27 protein-coding genes are annotated in these 26,994 nt (G+C 56.0%); 14 read left to right on the top strand and 13 right to left on the bottom strand.

Annotation, left to right across the window (positions count from 1 at the left end; all coding sequences use genetic code 11):
• The first annotated feature begins 155 nt into the window (after positions 1–155).
• Positions 156–1,058 carry an RNA polymerase sigma factor RpoH gene (gene rpoH / locus M2418_RS01655; RefSeq protein WP_192488212.1) on the top strand — a complete coding sequence of 301 codons (903 nt, stop codon included), beginning with the start codon at positions 156–158 and terminating at the stop codon, positions 1,056–1,058.
• A 98-nt stretch (positions 1,059–1,156) separates the two neighbouring features.
• On the opposite strand, the gene M2418_RS01650 is transcribed toward rpoH, so the two are convergent.
• Entirely contained in the window at positions 1,157–3,475 is a 2,319-nt protein-coding gene (locus tag M2418_RS01650) for a hypothetical protein (protein ID WP_259143326.1), read from the bottom strand.
• 60 nt (positions 3,476–3,535) lie between these two features.
• Entirely contained in the window at positions 3,536–4,834 is a 1,299-nt protein-coding gene (locus tag M2418_RS01645) for an adenylosuccinate synthase (protein ID WP_192488210.1), read from the bottom strand.
• 237 nt (positions 4,835–5,071) lie between these two features.
• Here M2418_RS01645 and M2418_RS01640 point away from each other — a divergent pair, with 237 nt between their 5' ends.
• Positions 5,072–5,959 carry a DMT family transporter gene (locus M2418_RS01640; RefSeq protein ID WP_259143324.1) on the top strand — a complete coding sequence of 296 codons (888 nt, stop codon included), beginning with the start codon at positions 5,072–5,074 and terminating at the stop codon, positions 5,957–5,959.
• A gap of 42 nt (positions 5,960–6,001) precedes the next feature.
• Here M2418_RS01640 and M2418_RS01635 read toward each other — a convergent pair whose 3' ends face one another.
• Entirely contained in the window at positions 6,002–6,547 is a 546-nt protein-coding gene (locus M2418_RS01635) for a transglutaminase-like cysteine peptidase (RefSeq protein ID WP_259143323.1), read from the bottom strand.
• Between the two features lie 554 nt (positions 6,548–7,101).
• Here M2418_RS01635 and M2418_RS01630 point away from each other — a divergent pair.
• On the top strand, positions 7,102–7,683 hold the full coding sequence (locus tag M2418_RS01630; RefSeq protein ID WP_192488207.1) for a transglycosylase SLT domain-containing protein: 582 nt from the start codon (positions 7,102–7,104) through the stop codon (positions 7,681–7,683).
• A 106-nt stretch (positions 7,684–7,789) separates the two neighbouring features.
• On the opposite strand, the gene M2418_RS01625 is transcribed toward M2418_RS01630, so the two are convergent.
• The 5 genes from M2418_RS01625 to M2418_RS01605 all read right to left on the bottom strand — a co-directional run bounded on the left by M2418_RS01625 (position 7,790) and on the right by M2418_RS01605 (position 11,990).
• Complete coding sequence (locus M2418_RS01625) at positions 7,790–8,401, bottom strand: alpha/beta hydrolase (RefSeq protein ID WP_259143322.1); 612 nt, start codon at positions 8,399–8,401, stop codon at positions 7,790–7,792.
• Between the two features lie 126 nt (positions 8,402–8,527).
• The gene (locus M2418_RS01620) at positions 8,528–9,472 is read right to left on the bottom strand and encodes a VOC family protein (protein ID WP_259143321.1); all 945 of its coding nucleotides are present in this window, start codon (positions 9,470–9,472) and stop codon (positions 8,528–8,530) included.
• Between the two features lie 234 nt (positions 9,473–9,706).
• Positions 9,707–10,780 carry a siderophore-interacting protein gene (locus M2418_RS01615; RefSeq protein WP_259143317.1) on the bottom strand — a complete coding sequence of 358 codons (1,074 nt, stop codon included), beginning with the start codon at positions 10,778–10,780 and terminating at the stop codon, positions 9,707–9,709.
• An 85-nt stretch (positions 10,781–10,865) separates the two neighbouring features.
• Positions 10,866–11,570 (bottom strand): uracil-DNA glycosylase, encoded by a 705-nt coding sequence (gene ung / locus M2418_RS01610; RefSeq protein ID WP_259143316.1) that lies wholly within the window; start codon positions 11,568–11,570, stop codon positions 10,866–10,868.
• Positions 11,571–11,594: 24 nt separating this feature from the next.
• On the bottom strand, positions 11,595–11,990 hold the full coding sequence (locus tag M2418_RS01605; protein ID WP_250982131.1) for a VOC family protein: 396 nt from the start codon (positions 11,988–11,990) through the stop codon (positions 11,595–11,597).
• Positions 11,991–12,318: 328 nt separating this feature from the next.
• On the opposite strand from M2418_RS01605, the gene M2418_RS01600 reads away from it, so the two are divergent.
• Complete coding sequence (locus M2418_RS01600; protein ID WP_259143313.1) at positions 12,319–12,681, top strand: YbaN family protein; 363 nt, start codon at positions 12,319–12,321, stop codon at positions 12,679–12,681.
• Positions 12,682–12,692: 11 nt separating this feature from the next.
• On the opposite strand, the gene M2418_RS01595 is transcribed toward M2418_RS01600, so the two are convergent.
• The 3 genes from M2418_RS01595 to M2418_RS01585 are packed head-to-tail and all read right to left on the bottom strand — an operon-like array spanning position 12,693 to position 15,450.
• Positions 12,693–13,475, bottom strand: a complete 783-nt coding sequence (locus M2418_RS01595; protein ID WP_259143312.1) for a heme ABC transporter ATP-binding protein — start codon at positions 13,473–13,475, stop codon at positions 12,693–12,695.
• Positions 13,472–14,560: an iron ABC transporter permease gene (locus M2418_RS01590; RefSeq protein WP_259143311.1), complete on the bottom strand. Its 1,089-nt coding sequence runs from the start codon at positions 14,558–14,560 to the stop codon at positions 13,472–13,474. Before M2418_RS01590 ends, M2418_RS01595 begins: the two co-directional genes overlap by 4 nt.
• Entirely contained in the window at positions 14,557–15,450 is an 894-nt protein-coding gene (locus tag M2418_RS01585; RefSeq protein WP_259143310.1) for a hemin ABC transporter substrate-binding protein, read from the bottom strand. The genes M2418_RS01590 and M2418_RS01585 overlap by 4 nt, the downstream gene beginning before the upstream one ends.
• 216 nt (positions 15,451–15,666) lie before the next feature.
• Between M2418_RS01585 and M2418_RS01580 the strand changes: the two genes are divergently transcribed.
• The 4 genes from M2418_RS01580 (at position 15,667) to purU (ending at position 18,636) form a co-directional block, all read left to right on the top strand.
• Entirely contained in the window at positions 15,667–16,014 is a 348-nt protein-coding gene (locus tag M2418_RS01580; RefSeq protein WP_192488197.1) for an antibiotic biosynthesis monooxygenase, read from the top strand.
• A gap of 7 nt (positions 16,015–16,021) precedes the next feature.
• A complete protein-coding gene (gene hutX / locus M2418_RS01575) occupies positions 16,022–16,543 on the top strand; it encodes a heme utilization cystosolic carrier protein HutX (protein WP_259143309.1) in 522 nt (173 codons plus the stop codon).
• Positions 16,544–16,668: 125 nt separating this feature from the next.
• On the top strand, positions 16,669–17,463 hold the full coding sequence (locus M2418_RS01570; protein ID WP_259143306.1) for a YbaY family lipoprotein: 795 nt from the start codon (positions 16,669–16,671) through the stop codon (positions 17,461–17,463).
• A gap of 288 nt (positions 17,464–17,751) precedes the next feature.
• Positions 17,752–18,636 carry a formyltetrahydrofolate deformylase gene (gene purU / locus M2418_RS01565; protein ID WP_192488195.1) on the top strand — a complete coding sequence of 295 codons (885 nt, stop codon included), beginning with the start codon at positions 17,752–17,754 and terminating at the stop codon, positions 18,634–18,636.
• Between the two features lie 7 nt (positions 18,637–18,643).
• Here purU and M2418_RS01560 read toward each other — a convergent pair whose 3' ends face one another.
• Positions 18,644–20,032 carry a sensor histidine kinase gene (locus tag M2418_RS01560; RefSeq protein WP_259143301.1) on the bottom strand — a complete coding sequence of 463 codons (1,389 nt, stop codon included), beginning with the start codon at positions 20,030–20,032 and terminating at the stop codon, positions 18,644–18,646.
• On the bottom strand, positions 20,029–20,709 hold the full coding sequence (locus M2418_RS01555; RefSeq protein WP_250982139.1) for a response regulator transcription factor: 681 nt from the start codon (positions 20,707–20,709) through the stop codon (positions 20,029–20,031). The genes M2418_RS01560 and M2418_RS01555 overlap by 4 nt, the downstream gene beginning before the upstream one ends.
• A 186-nt stretch (positions 20,710–20,895) precedes the next feature.
• Between M2418_RS01555 and M2418_RS01550 the strand changes: the two genes are divergently transcribed.
• The 6 genes from M2418_RS01550 (at position 20,896) to M2418_RS01525 (ending at position 26,966) form a co-directional block, all read left to right on the top strand.
• Positions 20,896–21,963 (top strand): ABC transporter substrate-binding protein, encoded by a 1,068-nt coding sequence (locus tag M2418_RS01550; protein WP_250982140.1) that lies wholly within the window; start codon positions 20,896–20,898, stop codon positions 21,961–21,963.
• A gap of 278 nt (positions 21,964–22,241) precedes the next feature.
• On the top strand, positions 22,242–23,186 hold the full coding sequence (locus M2418_RS01545) for a tripartite tricarboxylate transporter substrate binding protein (protein ID WP_250982141.1): 945 nt from the start codon (positions 22,242–22,244) through the stop codon (positions 23,184–23,186).
• Positions 23,183–23,677 (top strand): tripartite tricarboxylate transporter TctB family protein, encoded by a 495-nt coding sequence (locus tag M2418_RS01540; RefSeq protein WP_259143294.1) that lies wholly within the window; start codon positions 23,183–23,185, stop codon positions 23,675–23,677. The genes M2418_RS01545 and M2418_RS01540 overlap by 4 nt, the downstream gene beginning before the upstream one ends.
• 99 nt (positions 23,678–23,776) lie before the next feature.
• Positions 23,777–25,294 carry a tripartite tricarboxylate transporter permease gene (locus M2418_RS01535; RefSeq protein ID WP_259143293.1) on the top strand — a complete coding sequence of 506 codons (1,518 nt, stop codon included), beginning with the start codon at positions 23,777–23,779 and terminating at the stop codon, positions 25,292–25,294.
• Between the two features lie 236 nt (positions 25,295–25,530).
• Complete coding sequence (locus M2418_RS01530; protein WP_259143292.1) at positions 25,531–26,043, top strand: HPP family protein; 513 nt, start codon at positions 25,531–25,533, stop codon at positions 26,041–26,043.
• A gap of 167 nt (positions 26,044–26,210) precedes the next feature.
• Positions 26,211–26,966 (top strand): SDR family oxidoreductase, encoded by a 756-nt coding sequence (locus M2418_RS01525; RefSeq protein WP_259143290.1) that lies wholly within the window; start codon positions 26,211–26,213, stop codon positions 26,964–26,966.
• Positions 26,967–26,994: the final 28 nt, after the last annotated feature.

The following is a 26,994-nucleotide window of genomic DNA, read 5'->3' as shown; positions in this document are numbered from 1 at the left end:
CGTAACGGCTTCGTGATGCAACCGTATTCTTGAAACACCGTTCACCCCTACATATCTGTAACGGGAAATTGTGCGTGATACATTGTATGCGCACGAGGCGGCCTGCCTGAAAAGCAATGATTAGGGGGCCGTAGTTCAAGGATAGGGGGTGCTTTATGGCCCGCAATAGTTTGCCTTCAATTACCGCCGGTGAAGCCGGCCTCAATCGTTATCTCGACGAAATTCGTAAGTTTCCTATGCTGGAGCCGCAGGAAGAGTACATGCTCGGCAAACGTTATGCCGAACATGGAGACCGCGATGCTGCGCATAAGCTCGTCACCAGCCATTTGCGACTGGTAGCCAAAATTGCCATGGGTTATCGCGGCTACGGCCTGCCGATCGGTGAAGTGGTGTCCGAGGGTAATGTCGGCCTGATGCAGGCCGTCAAGAAGTTTGACCCGGAGCGTGGTTTCCGACTGGCGACTTATGCCATGTGGTGGATCAAGGCCTCGATCCAGGAATATATCCTGCGGTCCTGGTCGCTCGTCAAAATGGGCACCACCGCCAACCAGAAGCGCCTGTTCTTCAATCTGCGCCGCCTCAAGGGCCGTATTCAGGCAATCGATGATGGTGACCTGAAGCCCGAACACGTCGCTGAAATTGCCAGAAAGCTGAAGGTTTCCGAAGAGGAAGTCGTATCGATGAACCGTCGCCTGCATGGCGATGCTTCGTTGAATGCACCAATCAAGGCAGCGGAAGGCGAATCCGGCCAGTGGCAGGATTGGCTGGTCGATGACCACGACAGCCAGGAACAGGTGCTGATTGAGCAGGACGAGCTCGAAACACGTCGCCACATGTTGGCGCGTGCCATGAGCGTTCTGAACGATCGTGAACGCCGTATCTTCGAAGCCCGTCGCCTTGCAGAAGATCCGATCACTTTGGAAGAACTTTCCGAGGAGTTCGATATCAGCCGCGAGCGCGTACGCCAGATTGAAGTCCGTGCCTTTGAAAAGGTACAGGAAGCGGTGCAGAAACAAGCTCTGGAAGCAGCCAAGGCTCTTCGAGTGGTGGACGCCTGATTAAGTTCGCTCCTCCCAAGCGACCTCGGCTGTAAAAGCCAAAAGAAAAGCCCCCGAACAGTGTTCGGGAGCTTTTTTAATGGTTGCGCGTTGAAACCTTACTGGCCAGCGGCGGGTGCGGTTGATGCCCAGTCCTTGAGCGCAGCATCAAAAGCAGCACGACCCTCAGGACCCTTCTGCATAGTTAGCAATGCACGACGGCCGTTGCGATAGGACACTGGAATATCGATCCAGTCACGGGTGGCAAGCAGCTCCAGATTGGTCTTCATCGCATCTGGGAAGTCATTCAGGGCGATCATATGGAAATCGTCCGTGATCTTCGCTGGAACGGCAATCAAAGCGTTACCGCGGTCCTGTTCAGTCTGCTTCATGGCAATACGCTGAACGCTGTCGATCGCGCCACCTTCAAAGCCAGGCGTAACAGAGAAGACGATTTCCACCAGATGGCTCGCAGGCAGCGACGAGTCCAGATTACGCTTGAAGGTAATCAGTGCACTCAAACCGCGCGCAGGAATGCTCATCTGACCCTGAACGGTCGCAAGCTGCTTGCCATCTTCACCCTGCTCATGCTGCAGGGTCCAGGCCACGCTGCCTTCGATTGCAGTCGGAACCGTTTGGCCAAGCACCTCTTCATAGAGGAACATGCGTTCTGCACCGGCTGCAAGTGGCGCACCCACGCCAGGTGTCGCAGCAGCGCCCTGAGTGGCTGGCGGTGTCGTAGCGGCAGCATCTGGTGTCTGCGCAGGAGCAGCTTCATTCTGCTCGTACACAGATTGACCTTCGGCGGTAACCGGCTGACCGTTGGCGCCAGGTGCCGGACCTTCGTCCCGCTCGGTGCCGTCAGGAAGCAGACGCTGGGTAAACTTGCTACCCTGCACCGAACCGTCATCCGTCTGCGGCGTGGCAGGCGGTGTCTGGTCCGTCGTTGCAGGTGGGGTCGTCGTTGTTTCGCCTGCACCGTTCTGGGCTGGCTGCTCTGTCGTGGCGGGTGTTTCTGGCTGCGCAGACTGCGTTAATCCGCTGACCATGTCATTCATGGCATCGCGGTTGACCCACAGCGCGTAACCACCACCGGCCAGAAGCAGAACACCCAGCAGAGCAAGCACATAGCTTGCATAATTGCGGCGCGGCTTTTTCTTCACCATGTAGGACGCAGGCGGAACACCATCGGCAGAAATGCCAGAGGCCCCAGCCTCGTAGGAACCGACCTTGCCGGCAACCTTGGCATCGGTGCCAATGCCGTCATAACCGATTAGTTCTTCCAGATCGTCCCAAGGAGTGCGTTCCTTGTTGGCGGCTTCCTTTGTAGTGTCAGCAGGTGCCTGCTTGAAGTCCAGCGGCACTTCCTGCAAGGACGGCTTGCCGGTTCCAGCCGCCGCAGCAACTGCAGCGCTGGAAGCCTCCCCAGCGGTCGGCAGATCAACAGTCGCGTCTTCAAAATAGGAGGAGAAATCCTCATCCTGTGCCGAATGTTTGCGTGGCTGCTCGACAGCAGGCGTCGCAAACACGTCGTCACGGTAATCAGCACGGGCGGCGAAAGGATCGGATTCGTCTTCGAAACTGTGACGGTTATCCGGTTCAACCACGCTATAGGCTGGAGCGGCAACGACTTCGGGCTCAGGCTCTACCTCTGCCTCATTTTCGACAGCGGGAGCAACATACACCGGCTCAACCACTTCCGGATAGGAACGTGGCGCCTGCAGAACAGGCTCTTCCGCTTCTACACGCACGTCATCGGCATACACGGCATCATCGGCAGGCTTGCGCCATTCGTCTTCCGCAGCAGGAGCATCATCATCGACCCAATGCGGCTCTTGCGCATGGACGACGGGCTCATGGTAAGCGGTTTCTTGTTCTGGTGCCGGTTCGTCTTCTACGGGCTCCTCATAACGAGGCTCATCGACGTAGACAGGTTCAACGGTCTGCGGTTTGAAGTAGGTAACTTCAGGCGCGGGCTCGTAAGCCTGTTCGTAAACAGGCTCAACCGGCTCTGGCTCTTGTTCAGTCTCGGGTTCATAGGCACGAGCCGCTGCATAGGCAGCAGGCTCTTCCTCCTCAACCTGCGGCTCTTCAACCGCAGGTGCAGGTTCTTCTTCAACCACATCGGCAGGCTCTTGCACATAGGACTGCTGTCCGGAGGTTGTTTCCTCCGACGCAGCATAGTCGTCATGCACATAGTCATCATCTTCCTCAAGCGGCGGCAAGGCTTCGGCATATTCGCCTTCAACCTCTGCAATCGCCGCATCAAGTTTGACGACCTGACGTCGCAGCAACTCTTCCGGTGGACGTGGGTTCATATTCTCCAGTTGCCGAACAACGGCACTGCGAGCTTTTTCGTAAACCTTCGCCCGGGTTTCGGGAGTGTTGTTCGCCAAGCCATCAACGGCTTTGCGAATGACCGCTACAAAATCTGCCATAAGCACTTTCTCGTCGTCACCGGCGACGTACCGGCCCGATATGGTTTATTAATTGTGACATTAATCCTCAAAAGGATCAGTCACAAGTATCGTATCGTCACGCTCAGGGCTGGTGGAAAGAAGCGCAACTGGTGCACCGATCAGTTCTTCGACCTGACGAACGTATTTAATCGCCTGAGCAGGCAAATCCGCCCATTTTCGGGCACCGACGGTCGATTCTTTCCAGCCTTCCAGCGTGATGTAGATTGGTTCGACGCGAGCTTGCGCTCCCTGGCTTGCCGGAAGGTGATCAATCTCCTTGCCGTCGAGCTTGTAGCCGATGCAAATCTTCAGCTCATCAAGGCCATCAAGAACATCGAGTTTGGTCAGCGCGATGCCGGTAATGCCGTTGGTTGCAACCGACTGGCGAACCAATGCAGCATCAAACCAGCCGCAACGGCGCTTGCGTCCGGTAACGGTGCCGAACTCATGCCCCTTTTCACCCAGGAACTGACCAATTTCATCGTTCAGTTCGGTCGGGAATGGACCTTCACCAACGCGGGTGGTGTAGGCCTTGGTGATACCAAGAATGTAACCGAGGGCACCGGGGCCCATGCCGGAACCGGCAGCAGCCTGACCGGCAACCGTGTTGGACGAGGTCACGAACGGATATGTGCCGTGGTCGATATCGAGCAGCGAACCCTGCGCGCCTTCAAACAGGATGCGTGCGCCAGCGCGACGCTTCTTGTCGAGCAGAAGCCATACGGTTTCACGGAACGGCAGGATCTTGTCGGCGATCGATGTCAGTTCTTCCATGATTGTTTCATGGCTGACTTCAGCCACACCAAAACCGCGACGCAGCGCATTATGGTGGTTGAGGATACGGTCAACCTTGGCAGCCAGTGCCTCGGTGTCTTCCAGATCCATCACGCGGATAGCGCGACGACCGACCTTGTCTTCATAGGCAGGGCCGATACCACGACGCGTGGTGCCGATTTTTGTGCCGCTGTTGGAGGCCGCGTCTTCGCGCATGCCGTCCAGTTCGCGGTGCAGAGACAGGATAAGTGTGGCGTTGTCGGCGATACGCAGATTATCCGGCGTAACCGTAACACCCTGTGCAGCGAGACGGCCCATTTCAGCAATCAGCGCATGTGGGTCGACCACAACGCCATTACCGATCACGGCCAATTTGCCAGGACGCACGACACCCGAAGGCAGAAGAGACAGCTTGTAGCTGACGCCATCAATGACAAGTGTATGACCGGCATTATGCCCACCCTGGTAACGAACGACAACGTCCGCACGCTCGGAGAGCCAATCAACAATCTTACCCTTGCCTTCGTCGCCCCACTGAGAGCCGACCACTACGACATTCGTCATTATCTTGCTTTCCTGCTTATGGCGCGTGTCTGCGCCCTAACCCAAACCCGCGAATGTATACTGCGTTGTTTTAAGGAAAGCGACCCTGTTTATGCTAGCGTTTTTTGCTTTTTGCATGACAAAATCCGTGACAAAGCACGCTTTGCGGCTTTATCTCGGCACCGAGGCGGCAAAAACGTTGTCGACGACCGACGATTCCCGCCCTGCGCCTGCATATAACCACCGAAAGAATCCCCCGTGCCTTCAAGAGCCTACCTCGCCCTGATCATCGCCACACTGTGCTGGGGCGGCAATGCTGTCGCCGGAAAACTGGCTCTTGGCCACGTCAGTCCCATGGTGCTGACATATCTGCGCTGGGTATTTGCGGTTGCTTTCATCTTTGCCATTTCCGTGCCGCAACTGGTCCGTGACTGGCCGGTGGTGAAAAAGAACCTGCCCTATTTCTTCGGGTTGGGCGTCATCGGTTACACCAGCTTCAACGCCTTTCTCTACACCGCGTTGCAATACACCTCCGCCATCAATGCCGCCGTTATTCAGGCTGGTATTCCCATGGTGATTTTTGCGCTAAACTTCGCGCTGTTTGGAACACGTGTGATGAGTGGCCAGATCATTGGGTTCTTCATGACGATTGCCGGTGTTGCCCTGTTGGCCTCGCATGGCGATCCATGGTCGTTACTCGCGCTGGACTTGAATGCCGGGGATGCCATCATGCTGCTGGCGGTGCTGGTATATGCCGTCTACACCATCATGTTGCGCTGGAAACCACTGGTAAACTGGCGCACCTTGATGGCCATACCGGCGCTTGGCGCACTCATCTCATCTTTCCCGCTGATGGGATGGGAGGTCATGCAACAGACAGCCGTCTGGCCGGATCAGAAGGGTTGGATAATCACGCTTTATACGGCGATTTTTGCGTCGCTTCTGGCACAGATTCTCTACATCAGAGGCGTCGAAAGCATTGGCCCAAACCGCGCCGGACTGTTTATCAATCTCGTACCGGTGTTCGGCACGTTGCTTTCCGTCATCATTATTGGAGAAACACTGCACACCTACCAGATCATGGCTCTGCTTTTGACGCTGGGTGGCATTGCGGTGGCAGAACGAAAAAAGCTGCCAGTCCCTTGAAAGGGAGCCGGCAGCCAAGTCAGTCATGAATAGTGTGAACGCTTAAAGCGTAATTTCGCTGGCAGTCGGGCTGGCGTTGCGCGAACCGTTGCCGAGGACGACGCCGCCCTTTGCCGTTTCGACAATCAGAACCTTTTGCAGCGAGCCATCATCACCCAGCGCGTAACCGATGCGCAACGCATGTGATGGCCAACCACGATGGATCAATTCCTGGCGCTTGATGGTGGCGCAGTCACCGCAATTGTCGGCTTGCATAAAGGCCGGCACCGAATTGTTGCTGTCGAAAGAGCCGAAAAAGTCATCCAGTGCCTGCATTGGCTCATTGACCGCCTTGTTGACGCGCAACAGGTCCTTGCGACGAGCCTCAGTCAGCGAAAGGGCGGCGCGCGGGGCACACTGACCGGCAACCAGCAGGCAATCGCCGAAACGCAGACCCTTGCTGGCTGATGCCTCAACGGCCATTGCCTGCGCCTTTTCAGCCGAGGCAAAACCACGTGCGAAACCAGCAGGCCCGGCCGCATCGGCTTCGCCACTGACAGATGCTACGAATACGCCGCAAATTGCGGCAGCTATGATCTTCTTCAACATTTCATACCCCGTTTCGGTATCAGCCAGCTTGCCCGCCGGTCTTGAATAACGTTTCTGGAGTTTGCTTCGGTATCTGCCGCCACAGGGCAACAGGTCCCTTCTCCAGTGACACCCAACTTACAGGGCAGTCTTTTCGGGGCATTTAAATCGATAGCTACAATTTTATCGGAATTTGTTTTTATTGCCATCTAACGCGATTTTTTTGAAATCACGGCCTGGGACGGCACCAGCCCCCTCTCTATTTTCGGCAGCTGTCCATTAACATTTGCAACACGCGACGAGACGCTTTTGTTAATAAACGAGCGTGTTGTTGCTGTCGGCTTTCGGCATCCAGGGAGCCTGTTTTCCCTATAAAAAACGAATGTGCTGCCAAGCTGAAAAATGGCCAAAATCCGGCATTTTCCGGACGCAAAACAAGCTTGAAACCATGCCCGTTTCACACATGTTTTCATAAGGTTAAACAGGCAGTGGACAAGCGGTCCAGCGTTAACCTTATCTAAAAACCTAACGTTAGTATTTACCAATTAGTAATCAGCAAAACGTGAGGTTTTGCGATGCGTAAACTATTTGTCGCGCTCTTTTTGACCGCTTTATTGGCAGGCTGTGCGACAGCCCCTACCCAGACGCGCAACATATGCGCCGTGTTTGAACAGCGTGATGGCCTGTTTAACAACTGGCGTCGTGATGCGCAGGCGGCAGAACGCACCTGGGGTGTGCCTGTACCTGTGCTGATGGCAACGATCTACACAGAATCCAGTTTCCGTCAGTATGCGCGCCCGGCACGCACCAAGCTGTTTGGTTTCATTCCATGGAAGCGTCGCTCCACCGCCTATGGTTATGCCCAGGCACTGGATGGCACCTGGAAAGAATATCAGCGTGACACCGGCCGCTGGAGTGCAAGCCGCACTGATTTCACCGACGCGATCCACTTCGTTGGCTGGTATCACAACAAGAGCAACAAGCGGAATGGCATCGCCTTGCGCGACACCTATAACCTCTATCTGGCCTATTATTCCGGCCACGGCGGTTATGCGCAGGGTGTCTGGAAAAGCAAACCTGCAATCCGCGAAGCTGCACGCCGTTCCGCCAACATTGCCGATAACTATGCACGGCAACTGCGAAACTGCGGCTACTGAAGCAGTTTCAGCGAAAACGAGAGCCGATTTCGAACCCGTAATTGCGTGAAAAGATAAAGATGGAGCGCTTCAGGCGATGTGATGTCGCCAGAAGCGCTCTTAAAAATTATGCGTAAGGCGCTATGAATTCGCGCACGGCATCAACTTCACCCGAGCGGATTTCATGGCCGCCCGGATGCCAGACCAGCGACACATCTGCACCAGTTCCGGTGAAATGCTCGGCAAGCGCCTGCGTCAACGGTACCGGGCTGATGGGATCGCGTTCACCAGCAGTGATCAGGATACGTGGCGTCTTGGTGGATGGCTTGACGGCCGGCTGGAACGGGATGAGCGGATGCATCAGGACCGCCGCATCAAACAGGTCTGGAAATTCAATCAACACATTGGCGAGGATATTGGCACCATTGGAAAAACCGAGTCCGATAACCTTTCCCGCCTGATAGTGATCGCGGTGCGCCTCAACAAAGTCGGCCATATTTTTCGTAGCGCGTTCAAGATCATCTAGATCATAGACGCCTTCCGCTTTGCGACGGAAAAAACGCGCAGCACCATGTTCGGAAACATCGCCAAGCGGCGAAACGACGGTTGCCTGCGGCAACAACCGGCTGCCAAAGTCGAAGAACTGGTTTTCATCACCACCCGTGCCATGCAGCACGACAAAAAGCGGCTGACCAGCAGCACCGGCCCTGAGATTGTGAATGTAGTTATCCTGGCCCATGAAAAGGTCCCTTTTTTCGCTCGCGTCATGGCAAGATTTGATCTGACCATCCATGCCAACGGGCTGGCCCTCGGGCAAATCCCGAGGGTGACGTCATCGTTTCATCAATAGTTTCAGTGAAGGCCGTTACGCGGCCTTTTCGTCACCAAGCGGTTCCAGATGCTGTTCCAGAATGCCGCGCATATGCGCATGCTGTTCAGGCAGTTTCAGTGCTTCACCGAGATGCGCCGTGTCTTCGTCCCGGTCAAAGCCCGGCTCATTGGTGGCAACCTCAAACAATACGCCGCCCGGTGTGCGGAAATAGATCGCCCAGAAATAGTCTCGGTCGATCACGGGCGTGACCTGATAGCCGGTATCCATCAATGCCTTGCGCACCTCGAGCTGCTTTTCACGGTTTTCGACCGCAAAGGCGATGTGATGAACGGAACCGGCACCAAGACGTGCACCCGAAATATTGGGCATGGTTTCGATGTCTATGAAGTCGGCACCGTTGCCGCCGGGAATACCAAGGCGCAACACCCCGTCTTGCCGGTCAACTTCTTCATACCCCATGAATTTCAGCAGTTCGCCAGTTGCACCTTCGTCACGAAGACGCAGCGACGCACCCTGAAAACCATGGATCGCATGATCCGCCGTCACACCATTACCAACCCACTGGCCACGATTATCGTCAGGCACTTCAACCATCGCAAAACCATCGCCATCAGGACCGGCAAAATGCAGACGCTTGTTGCCAAAGGCTTCGTCGGTTTTCAGGCCATCCGCACCGGCCTTGGTCAGGCGGTCCTGCCAGTAACCGAGCGATCCCTGCGGAACGGAAAACAGTGTCGTGCCAACCTCGCCTGTCCCCGGCCGGCCGCGTGCAATGTGCGGGAATGGGAAGTAGGTCATGACCGAGCCGGGCGTACCAACCTCATCACCATAATAAAGGTGATAGACGTCGGGCGCATCGAAATTCACGGTCTTCTTGACGCGGCGCAGGCCAAGCGTGTCAGTGAAGAATACATTATTGGTGCGGGCACTTGCTGCCATCGACGTGACGTGGTGCAGTCCCTTGATCTGGCTCAGCATGATAAAAACCCTTTTGCCTGATCCCTGAGAAAGGATCGTTGCTGTTGATGGGCTTATAATTAGGCCGATCTGCCACAAAGCATAGACCGAACTCTCAGAACGCATTGTTCACAAAATGAGAACGAAAAATCAAACCCGTTCAACAATCCGCAAGATCTCAAAACACAAAAGCCGCCAGTTTATAGCGGCCTGAGAGGATTACATCGTAGGTCTGGCGGCTACCGACAATTACGTTCAGTGATCATCGGCTTCGCCCAGCACCCAGTATCCGGCCGTGCGGAAATCGTTCTTCGGCAGTTTTGCCTCATCGCTGAGGAATTTCTTGATCTGTCGAACCTCGCCCTTTTCACAGGCAATGAAAACATGGCGGCTGTCGCTATCCTTGCTCCAGTCGTGCTGACGCAAAGCCTGTTCCAAAAGGCCGGATGTGCCGGCAGCCTTGCCCTTGCGGTAAAGCCAGGTCCACTTCACATCAGCTTCTGACTTGATGTCCTGACGTTCATTTTCGTCAGCCACTTCAGCATAAACGGTAATCTTCTTTCCAGCCGGGAGTTCTTCCACCATACGCGAGATAACTGGAAGCGCCGTTTCGTCACCGGCCAACACGCACGCATCAACCTCAACCGGAACGACGCCACCACCGGGACCGATAATACCGACCAGATCACCGGCCTTGGCAGTTGCCCCGAAATGCGCACCAGGCATGTGGTCTCCCTCATGCATGACGAAATCCAGTTCGATTTCCTGACGCTCCACATTGCCGTAACGAATGGTGTAAACACGCCGGATCAACTCGTCATCACCTTCCGGCCAGACGACAGCACCGGTTTGCGACAGGTGAGGCCAAACCGGTGTGCGACCCTGCGGCACGATCAGAATGCGGATATGCAGACCGCCGGTCATCAGGCGTTCAATGCCCTCACCAACCGAAATAACCAGACGACGCATGCGGGGTGTGACGTTAAACGCCCTGACCACGCGACCTTCAAACAGATTTGGCAGCTGGTTCAGATCAGCGCCGTGGCCCTGCCAACGAAAACGAAGATCCTTGTCGCCCGAGAACTCCAGCAGATGTTCCGCAAGCATTGCCTTGATCGACATCAGGACATGGGCGTCATAACAATTGACCTCAGCCTGGAAGCGGCCCTTCTCGCCAGCCATCCAGACTTTGCCGTATTCCGTTTCGTAATGGAGAACAGTACCTTCACGGATGACAGGAAAATGCTCGGCAAAGTGCTGCTGAAACTTGTCAACAATCAACTCCGCATTGGCAATTTCAACAGAAGTTTCCGCAAATAACACAGACACAACAAAAATCCTTCGGCCGTAAGTCCACTTATCTCATAGACCAACGAACTGGAACTTTAAAGTCAGGAATTGCAGAAAATACGACTTACGAACCGTCCGCCACATCCGCCGGCAATGCCCACTCAACCGGCGTGCGGCCATGGGAAACGAGATAATCATTAGCCTGCGAAAAATGCCGGCTGCCGAAAAAGCCATTATGGGCCGACAGCGGGGAGGGATGCGGTGCCTTCAAGACCAGATGGCGGTCGCGGTCCACGAAGGATGCTTTTTTCTGCGCGTAGGAGCCCCACAACATGAAGACAACATGTTCACATTCGTCATTCACAACACGGATAACAGCGTCAGTGAATTTTTCCCAGCCCTGCCCCTGGTGAGAAGCCGCACGTGCCTCTTCAACAGTCAAAACGCTGTTGAGCAACAACACGCCCTGCTGCGCCCAGCTTTCCAGAAAGCCGTGGCGAACTGGCTGGATGCCGAGATCGCTTTGCAGTTCCTTGTAGATGTTTACCAGTGATGGCGGTGTGCGGACACCGGGGCGGACGGAAAAGCACAGGCCATGCGCCTGACCGTAACCGTGATATGGGTCCTGTCCGAGAATGACCACCTTGACTTTGCCAAGCGGCGTTAGGTCAAGAGCACGGAAATATTCATGCCCCTTGGGGAAGATGTGCTTTCCTGCCTGTTTCTGTTCAAGCAGGAAAGCCTTGAGCTGGGCCATATAGGGACTGGAAAATTCCGGAAGAAGCTTCTGCCGCCAGCTCTCTTCGAGCTTCACACTCTCTTCGGTCATATCCTGCCCCTTCTGGCCAACCTTTTACTTGAAGCGACCGCGGCGCTCGAGAACTTCGATCTTGTAACCATCCGGGTCGCAGATGAAGAAGTAACGGGCAAACACGTCGTCCTTGCGGACAAATTCGATGATCTTGCCCGGTGCCAGACCGGCTTCGATCAGGCGTGCGTGTTCTGCGTCAAGATTATCGACGGAAACGGCCAGATGGCCATAACCATCGCCAAGCGCATAGGGAACATCACGGCCTCGGTTGATCGTCAACTCAAGTTCAAAACTCTCCTCTTCATTGCTCATATAGACCAATGTGAAAGTTTCCTGCTCCACACGCTCCGCCACATTCAGGCCGAATGCGAGAGAGTAAAAGTCAACCGAACGCTTTTCGTCCAGCACCCGGACCATCGAGTGGATCATTTTGGCCATGGTGTTTTCCTTCTTCTGTTGGCACTTCGACTTGGAGCCAAATAATTGCCGCATCGGGATAAAGGCATATACAGACGCGAAGCAAGCCCCTTATCACAACCGTTAATATAGGAATGCAACTCGGGCGACGCAAATTCACATATCCTACCCGCTGTGACAGCACCCAGCCTCACCTGTGAAACGAAAACGGGCTGATTATTTCAAGCCTTTTACGCGGCGTCCTAGCCAATGTGTCTCACGCCATTTGTTCAAAAAACAAAGGTCAAACCTAGACATCACAAGCCTATCATGAGAATTGCACTCATAAAGACAAAAGGCAGCAAACGACATGCGGTACGTGTATCTCTGTTTGGGATGGATTATGGTGGCGACCGGCGTTGCTGGTGCGTTCCTGCCTGTTCTGCCGACCACGCCGTTCCTGCTTTTAGCCGTCTGGTGTTTTTCCCGCTCGTCCCCGAAACTCGAAGCATGGCTGCTGTCTCACCCGCGTTTTGGCCCGTCTCTGCGCAACTGGAAAGAAACTGGCTCGATTGCCCGCCGTGCCAAGATTGCCGCCGTCTCCGTTATGACCGCCAGCTACGCGATCTTCTGGTTCACCACAGATCCACCCGCCTTGCGGGCGGTAATTGTACTCGTTGTCATGCTCTGTTCCGCCGCCTTCATCGTCACGCGGCCGGAACCAAAGGCTTGAATTCTGACCCGTTATCTGTGGCGTGACTGCGGTAAAACATAGGGGATGTGCGCCGCCGGCAGACGTCCCACCGCACCGCCAATGCCATAGACCCGGGCAATGGTCTCATCGCTGATCGTGTCGAAGGATGCGCCCTGCGCAGTGATCCTGCCATCGTGCATCACGATCAGGTGATCTGCGAACTCCGCCGCAAGATTAAGGTCGTGCAAAATGGCCAGTACCAGACCGCCCTTCTCAGCGAAATCACGTGCTGTCTCCAGAACACTGATCTGATGGCCGATATCGAGGCTTGCGGTGGGCTCATCAAGAAACAGCGCCCGCGCCTCACCGTCTTCAACGGAATGCGGGACCTGCGCCAAAGCGCGGGCAAATTGCACACGCTGCTGTTCGCCGCCAGACAGGTAATTATAAGAACGGCTTTCAAAGCCACGCAGACCGACATTGACAAGCGCCGTCTGGGCCTGTGCGTCAGGATCCAGGCCGCCATAGGCAACAGCGCCCATTCGGACAATTTCAAACGCAGTAAACGGAAATGCCAATGTGGTGTTTTGTGGCAGCACTGCACGTTGACGTGCCAGTTGCCGAGGCGAGAACAGGTTTATGTCCGCCCCACCATAAGAAACGGTGCCGACATCCGGCTTGGTTTCTCCACACAGCACCTTCATCAAGGTCGACTTTCCGGCACCGTTCGGGCCGATAATCACATTGAACTTGCCCGGCTCGAGTTTCAATGAAACTTCGTGGAGCAGCCTGCGTCCCGAACGGGTGAGATTGATACCGCTTGCCGTGATCATGACAGGTTCCTCATACCCATACCGCCCTTGCCAAACAGCAGGAACAGAAACACCGGTGCACCAATAAGCGCCGTGACGATGCCGATCGGCAGCTCGGCAGGCGCAGCAACCGTGCGGGCAAAACTGTCGGCCAGCAACAACAACGCGCCACCACCCAGCGCTGATGCCGGCAGCAGAAAGCGATGCGAGGGACCAATGGCAAGACGCAGCAGATGCGGCACGACAATGCCGACAAAACCGATCGAGCCGGCCGCCGCAACAGCTGCCCCACAGGCGGCAGCAACCGCCAGAATGACCAGACGCTTCAAGCGTTGGACCGGCACGCCCATGTGGAAGGCAGCCGCGTCACCCAGGATGAGTGCGTCCAGCCCCTTGGCAACAAAGGGTATGATGACCAGAACCACCAGAATAAACGGCAGTGTCGCCAGAACTTTTGCAGGCGTTGCGCCACCCAGTGAGCCGAGGCTCCAAAAGGTGATGTCGCGCAGCGCACGGTCATCGGCGACAAAAATCATCAGACCGGTCAGGGCACCACTCAAGGCTCCCACCGCGATACCGGCCAGAACCAGCGTCGTGGTTGACGTCATACCGTTGCGCGTAGCAATCACATACAGAAGGATGGTGTTGATCAGGCCACCAAAAAACGCCATGACCGGCAGGAACTGCGAACCGAAAAATTCCGCCAGCGGCGCAAGCATGCCACCACCCAGCGCCAGTGCGGCAACCGCAAACAAGGCAGCACCCGAGGTGACACCGACAATACCCGGATCGGCCAGCGGGTTGCGGAACAGACCCTGCATCATGGCACCGGACACACCAAGCCCAGCACCAATGAGAAGGCCAAGCGCGGTGCGCGGCAAACGCACGGCTTCAAGAATAATCCGGTCACGCGGTTCCATATCGGCCGCATGACCGGTGAAATAGGCCCAGATTTCTGCCGGCCCTACCCCGGTTGGCCCACTGACCAGCGACACCAGACAGGCCAGAAACAACAGGCCGACAAGCACGGCAAGTGCAATGCCGCCAACGCGCGATCTGTTGCCTTCAACGGGAGCTGTAGCAGGCGTCACGGCAAGCGATTTCACGGCTTCACCACATCCGGATACAACTTGGAGGCCAGTTCATGTGCCGCCGCAGGTGTGCGCGGACCAAAACCGATCAGATAAAGACCGTCCATGCTGATCAGAGCCTTGTCGGCTGCGGCAGGTGTGCTCTGGAATGCAGGCAGCGCAAACACTTCATCGGGAGAGGCCTGATGATTGCCACGCGCCATGGTCAACACCACGTCAGGTGCTGCTGCTATGACAGCCTCGTCGGTCAGCGGCTTGTAACCGGTAATCGCCGACGCAGCATTTACACCACCGGCCATTTCGATAATGGCCGCAGCTTCTGTATCCTGACCGCCGGCCATGATGCGACCACCCGCGGTCGACAGCACGAACAGTACGCGCTTTTTCTTCTCGCCAACCGCCGAAACATCCCTGGCAAGGGCTGCTAGACCAGTGTCCACTTCTTCCGCCAGGTTCTTTGCCTTGTCTTCAAGACCAACGGCAGCGCCGACATCCTGGATCTTCTTGGCAATCGCGGCACCCGATGGCGGAGTGTCGATTGTCACGACGGGCACTTCGCTGTCCTTGAGAATATTGAGAACATCGGCCGGGCCAGCACCGTCTTCCGTCAGGATGAGATCGGGCTTCTGTGACAGAATGCCCTCAGCGGAAAGCGCACGCATGTAGCCGACATCCGGCTTGGCCAGCGCATCAACAGGAAAGCTGCTGGTGGAATCACGTGCCACGATGCGGTCCTGCGCGCCGAGCGCATAGAGGATTTCCGTAATGGTGCCACCGACAGACACGATACGTTGTGCCTTGACGTTACCGCCATCGGCCGCCTGCGCAAAAGTGGATGTTACCAGCGCCACCGGCATGAACACGCCGAAAGCCAGAGATCGAAGCGAACGTTTTGAAGACATCATGAGCTTTTCATCCAGATAAGAGGCAAGCTGCCATGGGCAGTTCATTTAAGTGGAGTTTGGTACACATGTTTAAAAACCCGCGCAAGAGTAGACAAACCAAGAAATGAAAACTGTCAAAAACCACTGGATTTCTTGCACATGCGGGCTTTTCAACCCTGGGAACCACCTATATCCTGACAATTACAGGAAACTTATTTCAGTCAAGGGAGTTATTGGATGTTCATCGCAATGAACCGCTTTCGCGTGGTACCGGGTTTTGAGGAAGCGTTTGAAACGATCTGGCGCGAGCGCAAGACGCAGCTCAACGAATTGAAGGGCTATGTCGAGTTTCACATGCTCAAAGGCCCTAAGTCTGACGACCACACGCTGTATGCCTCGCATACCGTTTGGGAAACCCGCGAAGATTTCACCGCATGGACCAAGTCCGAGCAGTTCCGTGCAGCACATGCCAATGCCGGCAACAACCGTGGCAAGGTCGAATACCTCTCCGGTCCGCATTTTGAAGGTTTTGACGTGATCATTCACGACGACAAGAACGGCCAACGCATTTTTGATGCGGCATGAGGAAACCATGACAGCTGTGGCATACAACACGCCTGAGCGTCGTGAGAGAGCCCTTGCCGCCTTGAACGAGAAGCCTGACGGCATCGTTGAGGCGATTGCCGGCAAGGCAGACGTCACGCCGGCCGAAGTTCTGGAAATCCTGCCGCCGGGCGCTGCAGTCACCATTCCGGCCGAACAGTTCTCCGCAATCTGGTCCGACATGATGACCTGGGGCGAAGTCCTGATGATCGTGCAGACCGCCGACATCGTGCTGGAAGTACCGGGTTTTCTGCCGGAAGGTACCGAAAGCCATGGCTGGTTCAACATTCACGGCGACAGCCCGATTGGTGGCCACATCAAGAAGGACAACTGTCACGCCATCAGCTTTGTCGACCGCGCATTCCACGGCCGTCGCTCCTGCTCCGTATGGTTCATGAATGCCAGTGGTCAGGCCATGTTCAAGGTTTTTGTCCGTCGTGATGAAAACAAGGAACTGAAGGCAGACCAGCTTTCGAAGTTCGAGACTTTGCGCGACAGTCTGTCACGCTAAACAACAACAACGCTGCCAGCCACGGCCCGGCAGCGTTGCTTATCCGGGCAGTTCATCCCGGATTCATCTGGCTTCCTTATTATCGAAGGCGAATATTCGCACATCGTGATCATGGGGGTTTGGAAATGACCAACAAAAATACACTGATTGGCAAAACGCCAATCTCTCGCCGCGGCTTTGCCAGCCTTCTTGGCCTGTCCGCCGTTCTGGTTGCATCACCATCGCTTGCAGCCCCGGCCTCCATTCGCGGCACAGTCAGCTACCGTGAGCGCATGGCGTTACCACCTTCTGCGACAGTCACGGTTCAGTTGATTGATGTCTCACGCGCTGGCGCAAGTTTCAGCATCATTGCAGAAACCACCCCACTGCCGGGACGCAACGTACCTATTCCCTATGTTATTCGTTACAATGACCGAGACATCCGCCCCAACCGACGTTATGCGCTTCGCGCCGAAATCCGCGATGGTCGCCGCCTGCTGTTTACCACCACGCAGAACTACCCGATCCTCAACAATCGCCGCGAGACCACGGACCTGATGCTTGAACGTGCCGGTGCGTCACCACGGCCGGAGCCGGACCGTGAACCATCTCTGGTCGGCTCCTGGGTTGTCGTCGACATTGCAGGTCAGCGTGTTACCGACAGAAAACCACCGGTCCTGCAAATTGGGCCTGATAACCGCGTATCCGGCAACACCGGCTGCAATGGTTTTGGTGCCGAACTCAGAGTAAACCGCCGCGAGATTGATTTCAGTCGCGCCATTTCCACGCAAATGGCCTGCGAACCGCCAATCATGCGACAGGAAAGAGCGTTTCTTTCCGCGCTTGAGCAAGCACGCGGCTATGATTTGAGCCCGCGCAGCAATCAGCTGGAGTTACGCGACCGTCGGGGTCGCCCACTGATGCGCCTTCGCCGGGCCTGAACGGCATCGGTTTCCGCCCCGTTTGATGGTGATATCAGGCGGGGCGTTTTCATCTCACGTCAGAAACTCGTTATCCGATGTCGTTTTGCGCAACACAGAACGGCAGCAAGCACCGTATGACTATGGGCGCTTGATCGCTCTTCCGCTCGCACACATGTCGCGGATATTCAAATTGCGACAAAGCCACTATGCCACGGCCAGCGACTGCGCTAATGCAGGACGCCCCAATTGTGGCGCGTGACGTAAAACCAGAGGCACCGGAAATGGCGCTTCCAGAGGAATAGACTGATGACGACTTATGTTCTGACTGTAACCTGCAAATCCACCCGCGGCATCGTGGCGGCAATATCGGGTTATCTGGCAGACAAGGGTTGCAACATCGTCGACAGTTCGCAGTTCGATGACCTTCAGACCGGCATGTTCTTCATGCGGGTCAGCTTCATTTCCGAACAGGGCGAAAGCCGCGAAGCCATCACCGAGGGCTTTGCACCCGTCGCTGAGAAATTCGGCATGGATGCCAAGATCGAAAGCTCGGCCGAGCGCATGAAAGTGCTGTTGATGGTGTCGCGGTTTGGCCATTGCCTGAACGACCTGCTGTACCGTTGGAAGATCGGCGCACTGCCAATCGATATCGTCGGTGTCGTCTCCAACCACTTCGATTACCAGAAAGTTGTCGTCAATCACGACATTCCTTTCCACCACATCAAGGTGACCAAGGATAACAAACCGAAGGCCGAAGCACAGTTGTTGGATCTGGTCGAACAGACTGGTACAGAACTGATCGTTCTTGCCCGTTACATGCAGGTGCTGTCCGATGAGCTCTGCCAGAAAATGTCCGGCAAGATCATCAACATTCACCACTCGTTCCTGCCAAGTTTCAAGGGCGCAAACCCTTATAAGCAGGCCTATGAGCGCGGCGTGAAGCTGATTGGCGCAACTGCCCATTACGTGACGGCCGACCTTGATGAAGGTCCGATCATCGAGCAGGAAACCGTCCGTATTACCCACGCACAAAGCGCCGATGACTATGTGTCGCTGGGCCGCGATGTCGAAAGCCAGGTGCTGGCACGCGCCATCCACGCGCATATCCATCACCGCACCTTTATCAACGGCAACCGCACGGTCGTTTTCCCACCAAGCCCCGGCAGCTACGCATCCGAGCGCATGGGATGATAAGAGATTAACCGGCTGTGGGCAGCAGCACGGTGACCTTCAAACCCTTGTCGTTCTGACCGGCATCCAGCAGCAATTGCCCGCCAAACAGGTGGGCAATTTCCTCGACAATAGCCAGCCCCAGACCGGCACCGGGAGCTGGATTGCCATCCCCACGGGCAAAACGCTGACGCACCATGTCGCGTTTTTCAGGCGCGATGCCCTGCCCGTTATCCTCCACCTCAAGGCAGACTTGCCCCGCAGAACTACGGTAAGCGCGCACTGTCACCTCAACATTATCACCGGCATAGGCAATGGCATTACTGATGAGGTTGCCCAGCAGCTCGCCGATCAACAACGGTTCGGCTAGAACGGCAACGGTTCCCTCACCCTCAAAACCCAGATCGACACCAGCTTCCGCCGCCTGAGGAATATACTCTGCAGTTATTGTCTGGGCGACTTCTACCAGATCGATGCGTGACAGCGCCTGCGGCTCACCTGATCCTGCCGCATCGATTTTTGCCATGCGCAGAAGCTGCGCCAGAATATGCTCGGCATGAGCAACGGATTCATCGCCTTTCCGCGCTGCTTCCTTGGCCTGCGCCAATGTTTCCGCCCGCTCGGAAAGCGCCAACTGAGTGCGGATGATCGCCAGCGGCGTGCGCAACTGGTGACTGGCATTACCGGTGAAATGTCGAAGCGCTTCCAGCGCCGCATTCAGGCGCACCATAAAGGAATTGACAGTATCAACGAGGTTTTGCACCTCCACCGGGACCTTCTGGTCAATAGGATGGAGATCGCTCGGATTGCGCTCGGCAATCGCTTCACTCAGCCGAAACAGCGGCCGCAAGGAAATCGTCACCGCCACCCACACGATAACCGAAGCTCCGACAATCATCGCCAATAGGCGCAGGGCAGAACGAAACAGAATGGATTGCGCAAGCTGGCGGCGGGCAATGGTGGTTTCAGCAACGGTCACGGTAAACGGCACCGAATTGATGCCGGTCGAAGCGGATCGCTGCATGACAGCGACACGAATCGGTTCACCTCGAAAAAACGCATCCTCGAAAATCGCCACATTCGGCTCTTCAGGCGAAACTGACGGCAGACCCTGATAACCGGTCAGGAATTCTCCGTGCGAACCGTCAACACGGTAAAACACCCGGTCCTGTGCCGCCGATGTCAGCATCTCCAATGCAACGTAGGGAATGTCGACCTCAAGCTTGCCGTCCTCAGACACGGCAACCCGCTCGGCAATGGCTAGGGCAGAGCCCGCCAGCACACGATCCGACACCACATTTGCTGTTTTGACCGCCTCTGAATAGGTGTCCGTCAGGGCAACAGTGCCGATAATTGCCGTCGAAAACAGAAGCCAGCCCAACAGGCGCTTGCGGAGCGAGTAGGCTCCGCCTGTCATTCGGCAATCTCCGGCAGACGCTCCAGATAATACCCGATGCCGCGTGCCGTCTTGACGGTCAGCCCATGGGGCGCAAGGCGTTTACGCAGACGGCTGACATATTGCTCAATGGCATTGCCGCTCAACTCGTCATCAAATCCGGCCAGCGATTGCATGATAGCCTCCTTGGCAACCACTTTGCCAGCGCGCATGAACAACAGTTCCAGAATGCCAAGTTCACGCGCCGGAATATCCAGCGGCACACCCTCAGCGCTAAAGGTGCGCGAGGTCAGATCAAACGATACCTTGCCGTAACTGACGGTCGAAGAGCGCAGACCCGCCTGACGGCGCAGCAGAACACGCACCCGTGCCTCAAGCTCGCTGACATCAAAGGGTTTGATCATGTAATCATCGGCACCAAGGTCCAGCCCCTTGACGCGTTCTTCCGGGGAGCCACGCGCCGTCAGGATCAGTACGGCAGCCCTTTCCTGCCGCGCCCGCATGGAGCGCAACACGGAAATGCCATCCATTTCCGGCAGATTGAGATCAAGAATGACCAGATCAAAACTTTCCGTCGCAGTCGCAGCCAGGGCCGACGTGCCATCCGATACCCAATCCACGGCATAGCCACTGCCGCGCAGCAAAGCGACCAGACCGTCCGCCAGAACCTGATTGTCTTCGACCAGCAATATACGCAAATCAATCTCCTGCCCTCACCGCGCACCCTAACGCATCGATTTGAAAATCGGAATCGAATTTCGTTTGGGCATGATGCACAGTTTCAAGGAGTTAGAGCGTCTACGCGTGACATCGGTCCGTCAGCCGTGCGGCAATCACAGGGGCAGACGCTTGTGCACGCAAAGCTGGTGCGGCATGATATTTTCATGCGTATTCTTCTCTGTCTCTGCCTGGGTCTCTCTTTCGCAGCACCTGCTCTGGCCAAACCGACTGTGTTTCCGGCACCATCCGGCAATCCGGATGCACCGGTATTGATCGTTTATTCCTCATTGGATGAGCCATTGGCTGCACCGATGATCGAAGGATTCCAGAGACAGAACCCGGATGTGACGGTGTCCTATGAGGATTTGCTGACCGGTGAGATCTATGACCGCATCGTCAAGGAAACCGATGCTGGGCAGAAAACCGCCGACTTCGCCTTTTCCTCGGCCATGGATTTGCAGGTCAAACTGAGCAATGACGGTTATGCGCAACGCAGCGACCTGCCGCTCAGCGCAAAATGGCCAAGCTGGGCCAACTGGCGCAATACCGCCTATGCCCTGACCTTTGAACCGGCAGTTTTTGTGTATCACAAGCCGAGTTTCACCACCGAAAAACCACCGGCCACCCGCGCCGAATTTGTCGATTATCTTGAGCACCATGCCAAGGACGTGCATGGGCGCATCGCCACCTATGACATTGAACGTTCCGGCGTCGGTTTCCTGTTCATGTCGCGGGACCAGGAACAATTTGCCGATATCTGGTCCGTCATCCAACACATGGGGGCGGCCGGCGTAAAACTCTACTCCAACAGCTCCGCCATTCTGGAGCGCATTGCCGACGGACGATTCGTGCTGGGCTACAATATTCTCGGCTCCTACGCAGCCGACTGGGCATCCCGCCACCCGGACGTCGGCATCGTGCTGCCCAAGGATTATACGGTGGTGATGTCACGAATCGGCCTTGTGCCACAGGCCGCCAACTCCCCGGAACTGGGCCGTAAATATCTGGAATATTTCATGTCCCGGGAAGGCCAGACAATCCTGTCAACGCGATTGCAAATTCCGGCCGTCAATCCGGATGTCGCCGGAGACAATACCGCCAACACCATGCAGGCCATTCATGGCGCCCAGCTTTTGCCCGTTCCTGTCAGCCTTGGCCTGATGGTTTATCTGGATCAGGTAAAGCGCAATCGGCTGATTGCCCGCTGGAACGAGGCCTTGCGCCTGCAATAAACACCCGCCAAAGCCGGTTATCAGGTAAAAACTGGACGTCATCCAAAAATTAATGAATGTTAAATTGGCAAAGCCGGGGATTGCGTCAGTTAAATGTCAGCTTTCTATGGTGCTCTGCTTCTACTCTTCGGCCGTGGAGGCGGCTTAACGAAGATGCGGGAGGAAATATCTATCGCGAATGAACAAACTGCCCTGTGATGGCAGCGTGTCTACATTTGCCCGCGTTCTCCTTCCGCCAAAACAACGAAGCCCGATGGGCTATCAAGGAGGGTTCGCTTTTGAAACATTTCGTACTTGCTTCCATTATCGCCGGTGCTTTGGCTCTTCCTGCCGCAGCAGCCGATTACACGATCATAGCACCAGCAAACCCAGGCGGCGGTTGGGACCAGACCGCGCGTTCGTTGCAGACCTCGCTGCAGGATGAAGGCATCTCCAAGAGCGTACAGGTACAGAACGTACCAGGTGCCGGTGGCACGATCGGTCTTGCCCAGTTTGCAAGCCAGCAGAAGGGTAACCCAAATGCTCTGATCGTTGGCGGTTACGTGATGGTTGGTGCCATCCTGACCAACAATTCGCCAGTGACATTGAAGGACGTGACACCGATTGCCCGTCTGACCGGCGAATATGAAGCCGTTGTCGTTCCGGCCTCTTCTCCGCTGCAGACCATGGGTGACCTCATCGAGCAGCTCAAGAAAGATCCGGGCAGCGTTTCCTGGGGTGGCGGTTCAGCTGGTGGTACCGACCACATCGCAGTTGGCCTGATCGCCAAGGCTGCTGGCGTTGATCCAACCAAGATCAACTACATCGCCTACTCAGGCGGCGGTGAAGCACTCGCTTCCATCCTCGGCTCGCAGGTGACAGCTGGCATTTCCGGCTACGGTGAATTTGAAAGCCAGGTCAAGGCTGGCACACTTCGCCTTCTGGCCGTGTCGAGCGCAGAGCGCATCGAAGGCGTTGACGGACCAACCCTGAAAGAAAGCGGCCTTGATGTCGTGGTTGAAAACTGGCGCATGGTCGCAGCGGCTCCTGGCCTGTCTGCAGATCAGGAAGCAGCAATCAATGCCGACGTTGAAAAGCTGGTGAAGTCCAAGAGCTGGCAGGACACCCTGAAGACCAAGGGCTGGCAGGACACATACCTTGCTGGCGATGCTTTCAAGGCACAGCTCGACAAGGATGTTGAATCCACTCAGGCTATTCTCAAAGACATCGGACTTGTAAAATGAGCATGGGTTCTAACTCATCCAACTCTCAAAAGCGCCGCCCTGACCGGGCGGCGCTGGTTATAGCCGCTGCACTCGTTGCCATCGCTGCTGTAATCTTCATGGACTCCACACGCCTTGCAGGCGTGTCCGGTTATTCGCCTGTTGGTCCAGCCACCGTACCTTACGCCATCGCATTCTGTCTTGTCGGCCTTGCCATCTGGACAGTCGTGGAAGCTCTGCGTGGTGAGTTCCCCAAGCGGGACAAGCAGGAAACCAGCGCCGTCATCTGGGTTATCGCTGGTTTGGCCGGGCAGATGCTGCTGCTGAAAACCGCCGGTTTCTCCATCGCAACAGGCATTCTGTTTGCCTTCACTGCCCGCGCCTTTGGCAAACGGGAGCTGTGGTATTCGATCCCCGTCGGCATCGCCATCAGCTTCGTCGTCTGGGTGATATTTGCACAGTTCCTGCAGCTTTCACTGCCAGCTGGGCCTTTGGAACGCCTGTTCTTCTAATCGGAACCGGCCTTCTTTTCTTGATTGAAAAACAGGGAGTGACAATCGCTTTTGTGCAAGCGGTTGGTAACACTCCACCCGACAGGGGGACATTCGTCCATGAATACATTTGAATTTCTGCTTCACGGCCTAGAGGTCGCAATGCAGCCGATGAACCTGCTTTATGCATTGATCGGCGTAACGCTTGGCACAGCTGTCGGCGTTCTTCCCGGCATTGGCCCTGCGCTGACTGTCGCATTGCTGCTGCCGGTCACCTACAAGCTCGATCCTGCGGGGTCGCTGATCATGTTCGCCGGTATCTACTACGGCGGCATGTATGGTGGTTCGACCACCTCGATCCTTCTCAACACACCCGGTGAAAGTGCGTCCATTGTGACGGCGCTGGAAGGCAACAAGATGGCCCGAGCGGGGCGTGGGGGACCGGCTCTTGCCACCGCCGCCATCGGCTCCTTCGTGGCTGGCCTCATTGCCACGATCGCCCTTGCCTTCATTGCACCCTATATCGTCAAGCTGGCACTGGTGTTCGGACCACGCGAATATTTCGCGCTGATGGTTCTGGCATTTGTCACCGTGTCTTCAGCCTTTGGTGATTCTGCGCTGCGCGGCCTCACCTCGCTGTTCATCGGCTTTGCCCTTGCCATTGTCGGCATCGACCAGTTGACCGGTCAGGCTCGCATGAGCTTTGGCGTTCCAGATCTGCTCGATGGCGTCGAAGTGACGACGCTCGCCGTTGCCATGTTCGCGATTGGCGAGACGCTGTTCATCGTTGCACAGGGACAAAGCGGCCCGGACAAGATCGAAGCCGTAAAGGGTTCCGTGTGGATGAATGCCCAGGATTGGGCTCGCTCGTGGAAACCATGGCTGCGCGGCACGTTGATCGGCTTCCCGATTGGTGCAATGCCTGCCGGTGGTGCGGAAATCGGCACGTTCCTGTCCTATGCCACTGAAAAGAAGCTTTCAAAACATCCGGAAGAATTTGGCCATGGCGCGATTGAAGGCGTAGCCGGTCCGGAAGCTGCCAACAACGCATCTGCCGCCGGCACACTGGTACCGCTGCTGACACTTGGCCTGCCGACCACGGCGACTGCCGCCATCATGCTGGCCGGCTTCCAGCAATACGGCCTACAACCCGGCCCGCTGCTGTTTGCCACCAACCCGCAGCTTGTCTGGGGTCTGATTGCCAGCTTGTTCATTGCCAACTTCATGTTGTTGGTTCTCAACCTGCCGCTGATTGGCCTTTGGGTTAAGCTGCTGACTATTCCAAAGCCATGGCTTTATGCGGGCATCTTGCTGTTTGCGACGCTTGGCACGATCGGTGCGAACCCTTCGGTGTTCGAACTGGGCATGCTGCTCGGCTTCGGTATTCTTGGCTACATCATGCGCATCTTCGGTTATCCGATCGCACCTGCTGTCGTTGGCCTGATCCTTGGCCCGCTGGCCGAACAGCAATTGCGTCGCGCACTGGCCATTGGTCAGGGTGATCCTGTCGTGCTGTTCACGTCGCCGATTGCCGTTGGCCTGTTCATTGTTGCCGCAGCCGCCTTCATCATCCCGCTGGTCATGCGTATCCGCGGTCGTGGACAGGTCCTGTCGCAGCTCGCTGCCAACGAAGACTAAAAAATATCAAACGTCAAAACAGGACGCGGGGAGACCATAGTCTCCCCGCGTCTTTTTTATTTCAGCCACAGAGACGGACCGCACCTGTCTCAAGCGTCGATCGTGGGTAAGAGCGATCGCCACAGGCGCAAATATATTCGCAGAAACGGACGAGTTTCATAAAGACTTTGCTTGGAAAACATGCACTCTTCGGTCTATTAAACGGCAATTGCATAATTTTAAGCCGGAAAAATTTCATGCGACGCCACTTGCGGCATTACATCCACCGCCATGAGCCTAAAGGACAGGCACATCATCACGTCAAATCGGGGATTGGTGCCATTGCCGCCATGCTGGCCGTGGGTGGTTTGACGGTGGAGACAGGCATTCCGTTATTGATCGCACCTTTTGGAGCGACAGCGGTTTTGCTGTTCGGCCAGCCCAAAAGCCCGCTTGCGCAACCGGCAAATGTCATCGGCGGGTATTTGCTGGCAGCCCTGGTCGGCAGCCTTGCCTTGCAGTTCCTCCCTGGCATCTGGTGGGCTTCGGCAATTGCGGTTGGACTGTCTATTGCCGGAATGCTGCTGCTGCGCGTTACCCATCCACCGGCCGGCGCCGTACCGCTTGTCGCTTACGGCTCGCACCTTGAAGGACAGGATCTGTTTCTGGTCGTTCTGGCTGGCAGCGCCTTGCTTGTGGTCATCGCCGTGGTTCACCACCTGATACCACCACGCCATCAATATCCACTGCGTGCACCGGAAGCCCCATAACCTGAAAACCGGCGTCTATCCCAGCCACGCATTCGCCTTTGGACGACAGGGGAAGAAATAGCCTTTCACGCTGTTTTTAACGGCGGCAAGACTTGTCCCTGCCCATCCCCTGTGCTTGAAAACAGACAGTCGAAAAGTACGACTTATTTCAAGACCGGGAGAAAACCATGAGCATCCAGATATTTGACCTTACCGGCCGTCGCGCCCTTGTTACCGGCTCCTCGCAGGGCATTGGCTTTGCACTGGCAAAGGGTCTGAAGGATGCCGGTGCTGACGTCGTCATCAATGGCCGCGACCCCGAGAAGCTGAAAGCTGCGGCACAAGAGCTCGGTAATGTCGACTACCTCGCCTTCGACGTGACCGACCATGCCGCTGCCCGTGAAGCCATTGACGCCTATGAAAAAGACAAAGGCGCCATCGACATCCTCGTCAACAATGCTGGCATGCAGCACCGCACCCCCTTGGAAGATTTCCCTGCCGATGCCTTTGAGCGTCTGCTGCGCACCAATATCTCCTCGGTGTTTAATGTTGGCCAGGCCGTTGCCCGTCACATGATTGGTCGTGGCGCTGGCAAGATCATCAATATCGCCAGTGTTCAGACCGCATTGGCGCGTCCAGGCATTGCGCCTTACACCGCGACCAAAGGTGCTGTCGGCAATCTAACCAAGGGAATGGCAACCGACTGGGCGAAACACGGCCTGCAATGCAACGCCATCGCACCCGGCTATTTCGAAACCCCGCTCAATGACGCATTGGTCAAGGATCCGGCCTTTACCGAATGGTTGCAGAAGCGCACGCCAGCTGGTCGATGGGGCAAGGTGGAAGAACTGGTTGGCGCCTGCATCTTCCTCGCGTCAGGCGCATCGTCTTTCGTCAACGGCCACATTCTCTACGTTGATGGCGGCATCACCGTAAGCCTGTAAGCACAGAGCATAGCGTTCTAAAGAAAGG

It is taken from the genome of Rhizobium sp. BIGb0125 (assembly GCF_024810055.1).
In the GTDB taxonomy this organism is placed as follows: Bacteria; Pseudomonadota; Alphaproteobacteria; order Rhizobiales; family Rhizobiaceae; genus Agrobacterium.
This window is presented reverse-complemented; position numbering and strand designations above follow the sequence as displayed.

Coding starts and splice junctions, on each gene's coding strand:
- M2418_RS01595 (WP_259143312.1), bottom strand. CDS start 13,475: ATGATCACGGCAAGCGGTATCAATCTCACCCGTTCGGGACGCAGGCTG.
- M2418_RS01525 (WP_259143290.1), top strand. CDS start 26,211: ATGAGCATCCAGATATTTGACCTTACCGGCCGTCGCGCCCTTGTTACC.
- M2418_RS01630 (WP_192488207.1), top strand. CDS start 7,102: ATGCGTAAACTATTTGTCGCGCTCTTTTTGACCGCTTTATTGGCAGGC.
- M2418_RS01645 (WP_192488210.1), bottom strand. CDS start 4,834: ATGACGAATGTCGTAGTGGTCGGCTCTCAGTGGGGCGACGAAGGCAAG.
- M2418_RS01530 (WP_259143292.1), top strand. CDS start 25,531: ATGCGACGCCACTTGCGGCATTACATCCACCGCCATGAGCCTAAAGGA.
- M2418_RS01580 (WP_192488197.1), top strand. CDS start 15,667: ATGTTCATCGCAATGAACCGCTTTCGCGTGGTACCGGGTTTTGAGGAA.
- ung (WP_259143316.1), bottom strand. CDS start 11,570: ATGACCGAAGAGAGTGTGAAGCTCGAAGAGAGCTGGCGGCAGAAGCTT.
- M2418_RS01585 (WP_259143310.1), bottom strand. CDS start 15,450: ATGATGTCTTCAAAACGTTCGCTTCGATCTCTGGCTTTCGGCGTGTTC.
- M2418_RS01620 (WP_259143321.1), bottom strand. CDS start 9,472: ATGCTGAGCCAGATCAAGGGACTGCACCACGTCACGTCGATGGCAGCA.
- M2418_RS01535 (WP_259143293.1), top strand. CDS start 23,777: ATGAATACATTTGAATTTCTGCTTCACGGCCTAGAGGTCGCAATGCAG.
- rpoH (WP_192488212.1), top strand. CDS start 156: ATGGCCCGCAATAGTTTGCCTTCAATTACCGCCGGTGAAGCCGGCCTC.
- M2418_RS01540 (WP_259143294.1), top strand. CDS start 23,183: ATGAGCATGGGTTCTAACTCATCCAACTCTCAAAAGCGCCGCCCTGAC.
- purU (WP_192488195.1), top strand. CDS start 17,752: ATGACGACTTATGTTCTGACTGTAACCTGCAAATCCACCCGCGGCATC.
- M2418_RS01625 (WP_259143322.1), bottom strand. CDS start 8,401: ATGGGCCAGGATAACTACATTCACAATCTCAGGGCCGGTGCTGCTGGT.
- M2418_RS01635 (WP_259143323.1), bottom strand. CDS start 6,547: ATGTTGAAGAAGATCATAGCTGCCGCAATTTGCGGCGTATTCGTAGCA.
- hutX (WP_259143309.1), top strand. CDS start 16,022: ATGACAGCTGTGGCATACAACACGCCTGAGCGTCGTGAGAGAGCCCTT.
- M2418_RS01605 (WP_250982131.1), bottom strand. CDS start 11,990: ATGGCCAAAATGATCCACTCGATGGTCCGGGTGCTGGACGAAAAGCGT.
- M2418_RS01560 (WP_259143301.1), bottom strand. CDS start 20,032: ATGACAGGCGGAGCCTACTCGCTCCGCAAGCGCCTGTTGGGCTGGCTT.
- M2418_RS01600 (WP_259143313.1), top strand. CDS start 12,319: ATGCGGTACGTGTATCTCTGTTTGGGATGGATTATGGTGGCGACCGGC.
- M2418_RS01550 (WP_250982140.1), top strand. CDS start 20,896: ATGCGTATTCTTCTCTGTCTCTGCCTGGGTCTCTCTTTCGCAGCACCT.
- M2418_RS01650 (WP_259143326.1), bottom strand. CDS start 3,475: ATGGCAGATTTTGTAGCGGTCATTCGCAAAGCCGTTGATGGCTTGGCG.
- M2418_RS01570 (WP_259143306.1), top strand. CDS start 16,669: ATGACCAACAAAAATACACTGATTGGCAAAACGCCAATCTCTCGCCGC.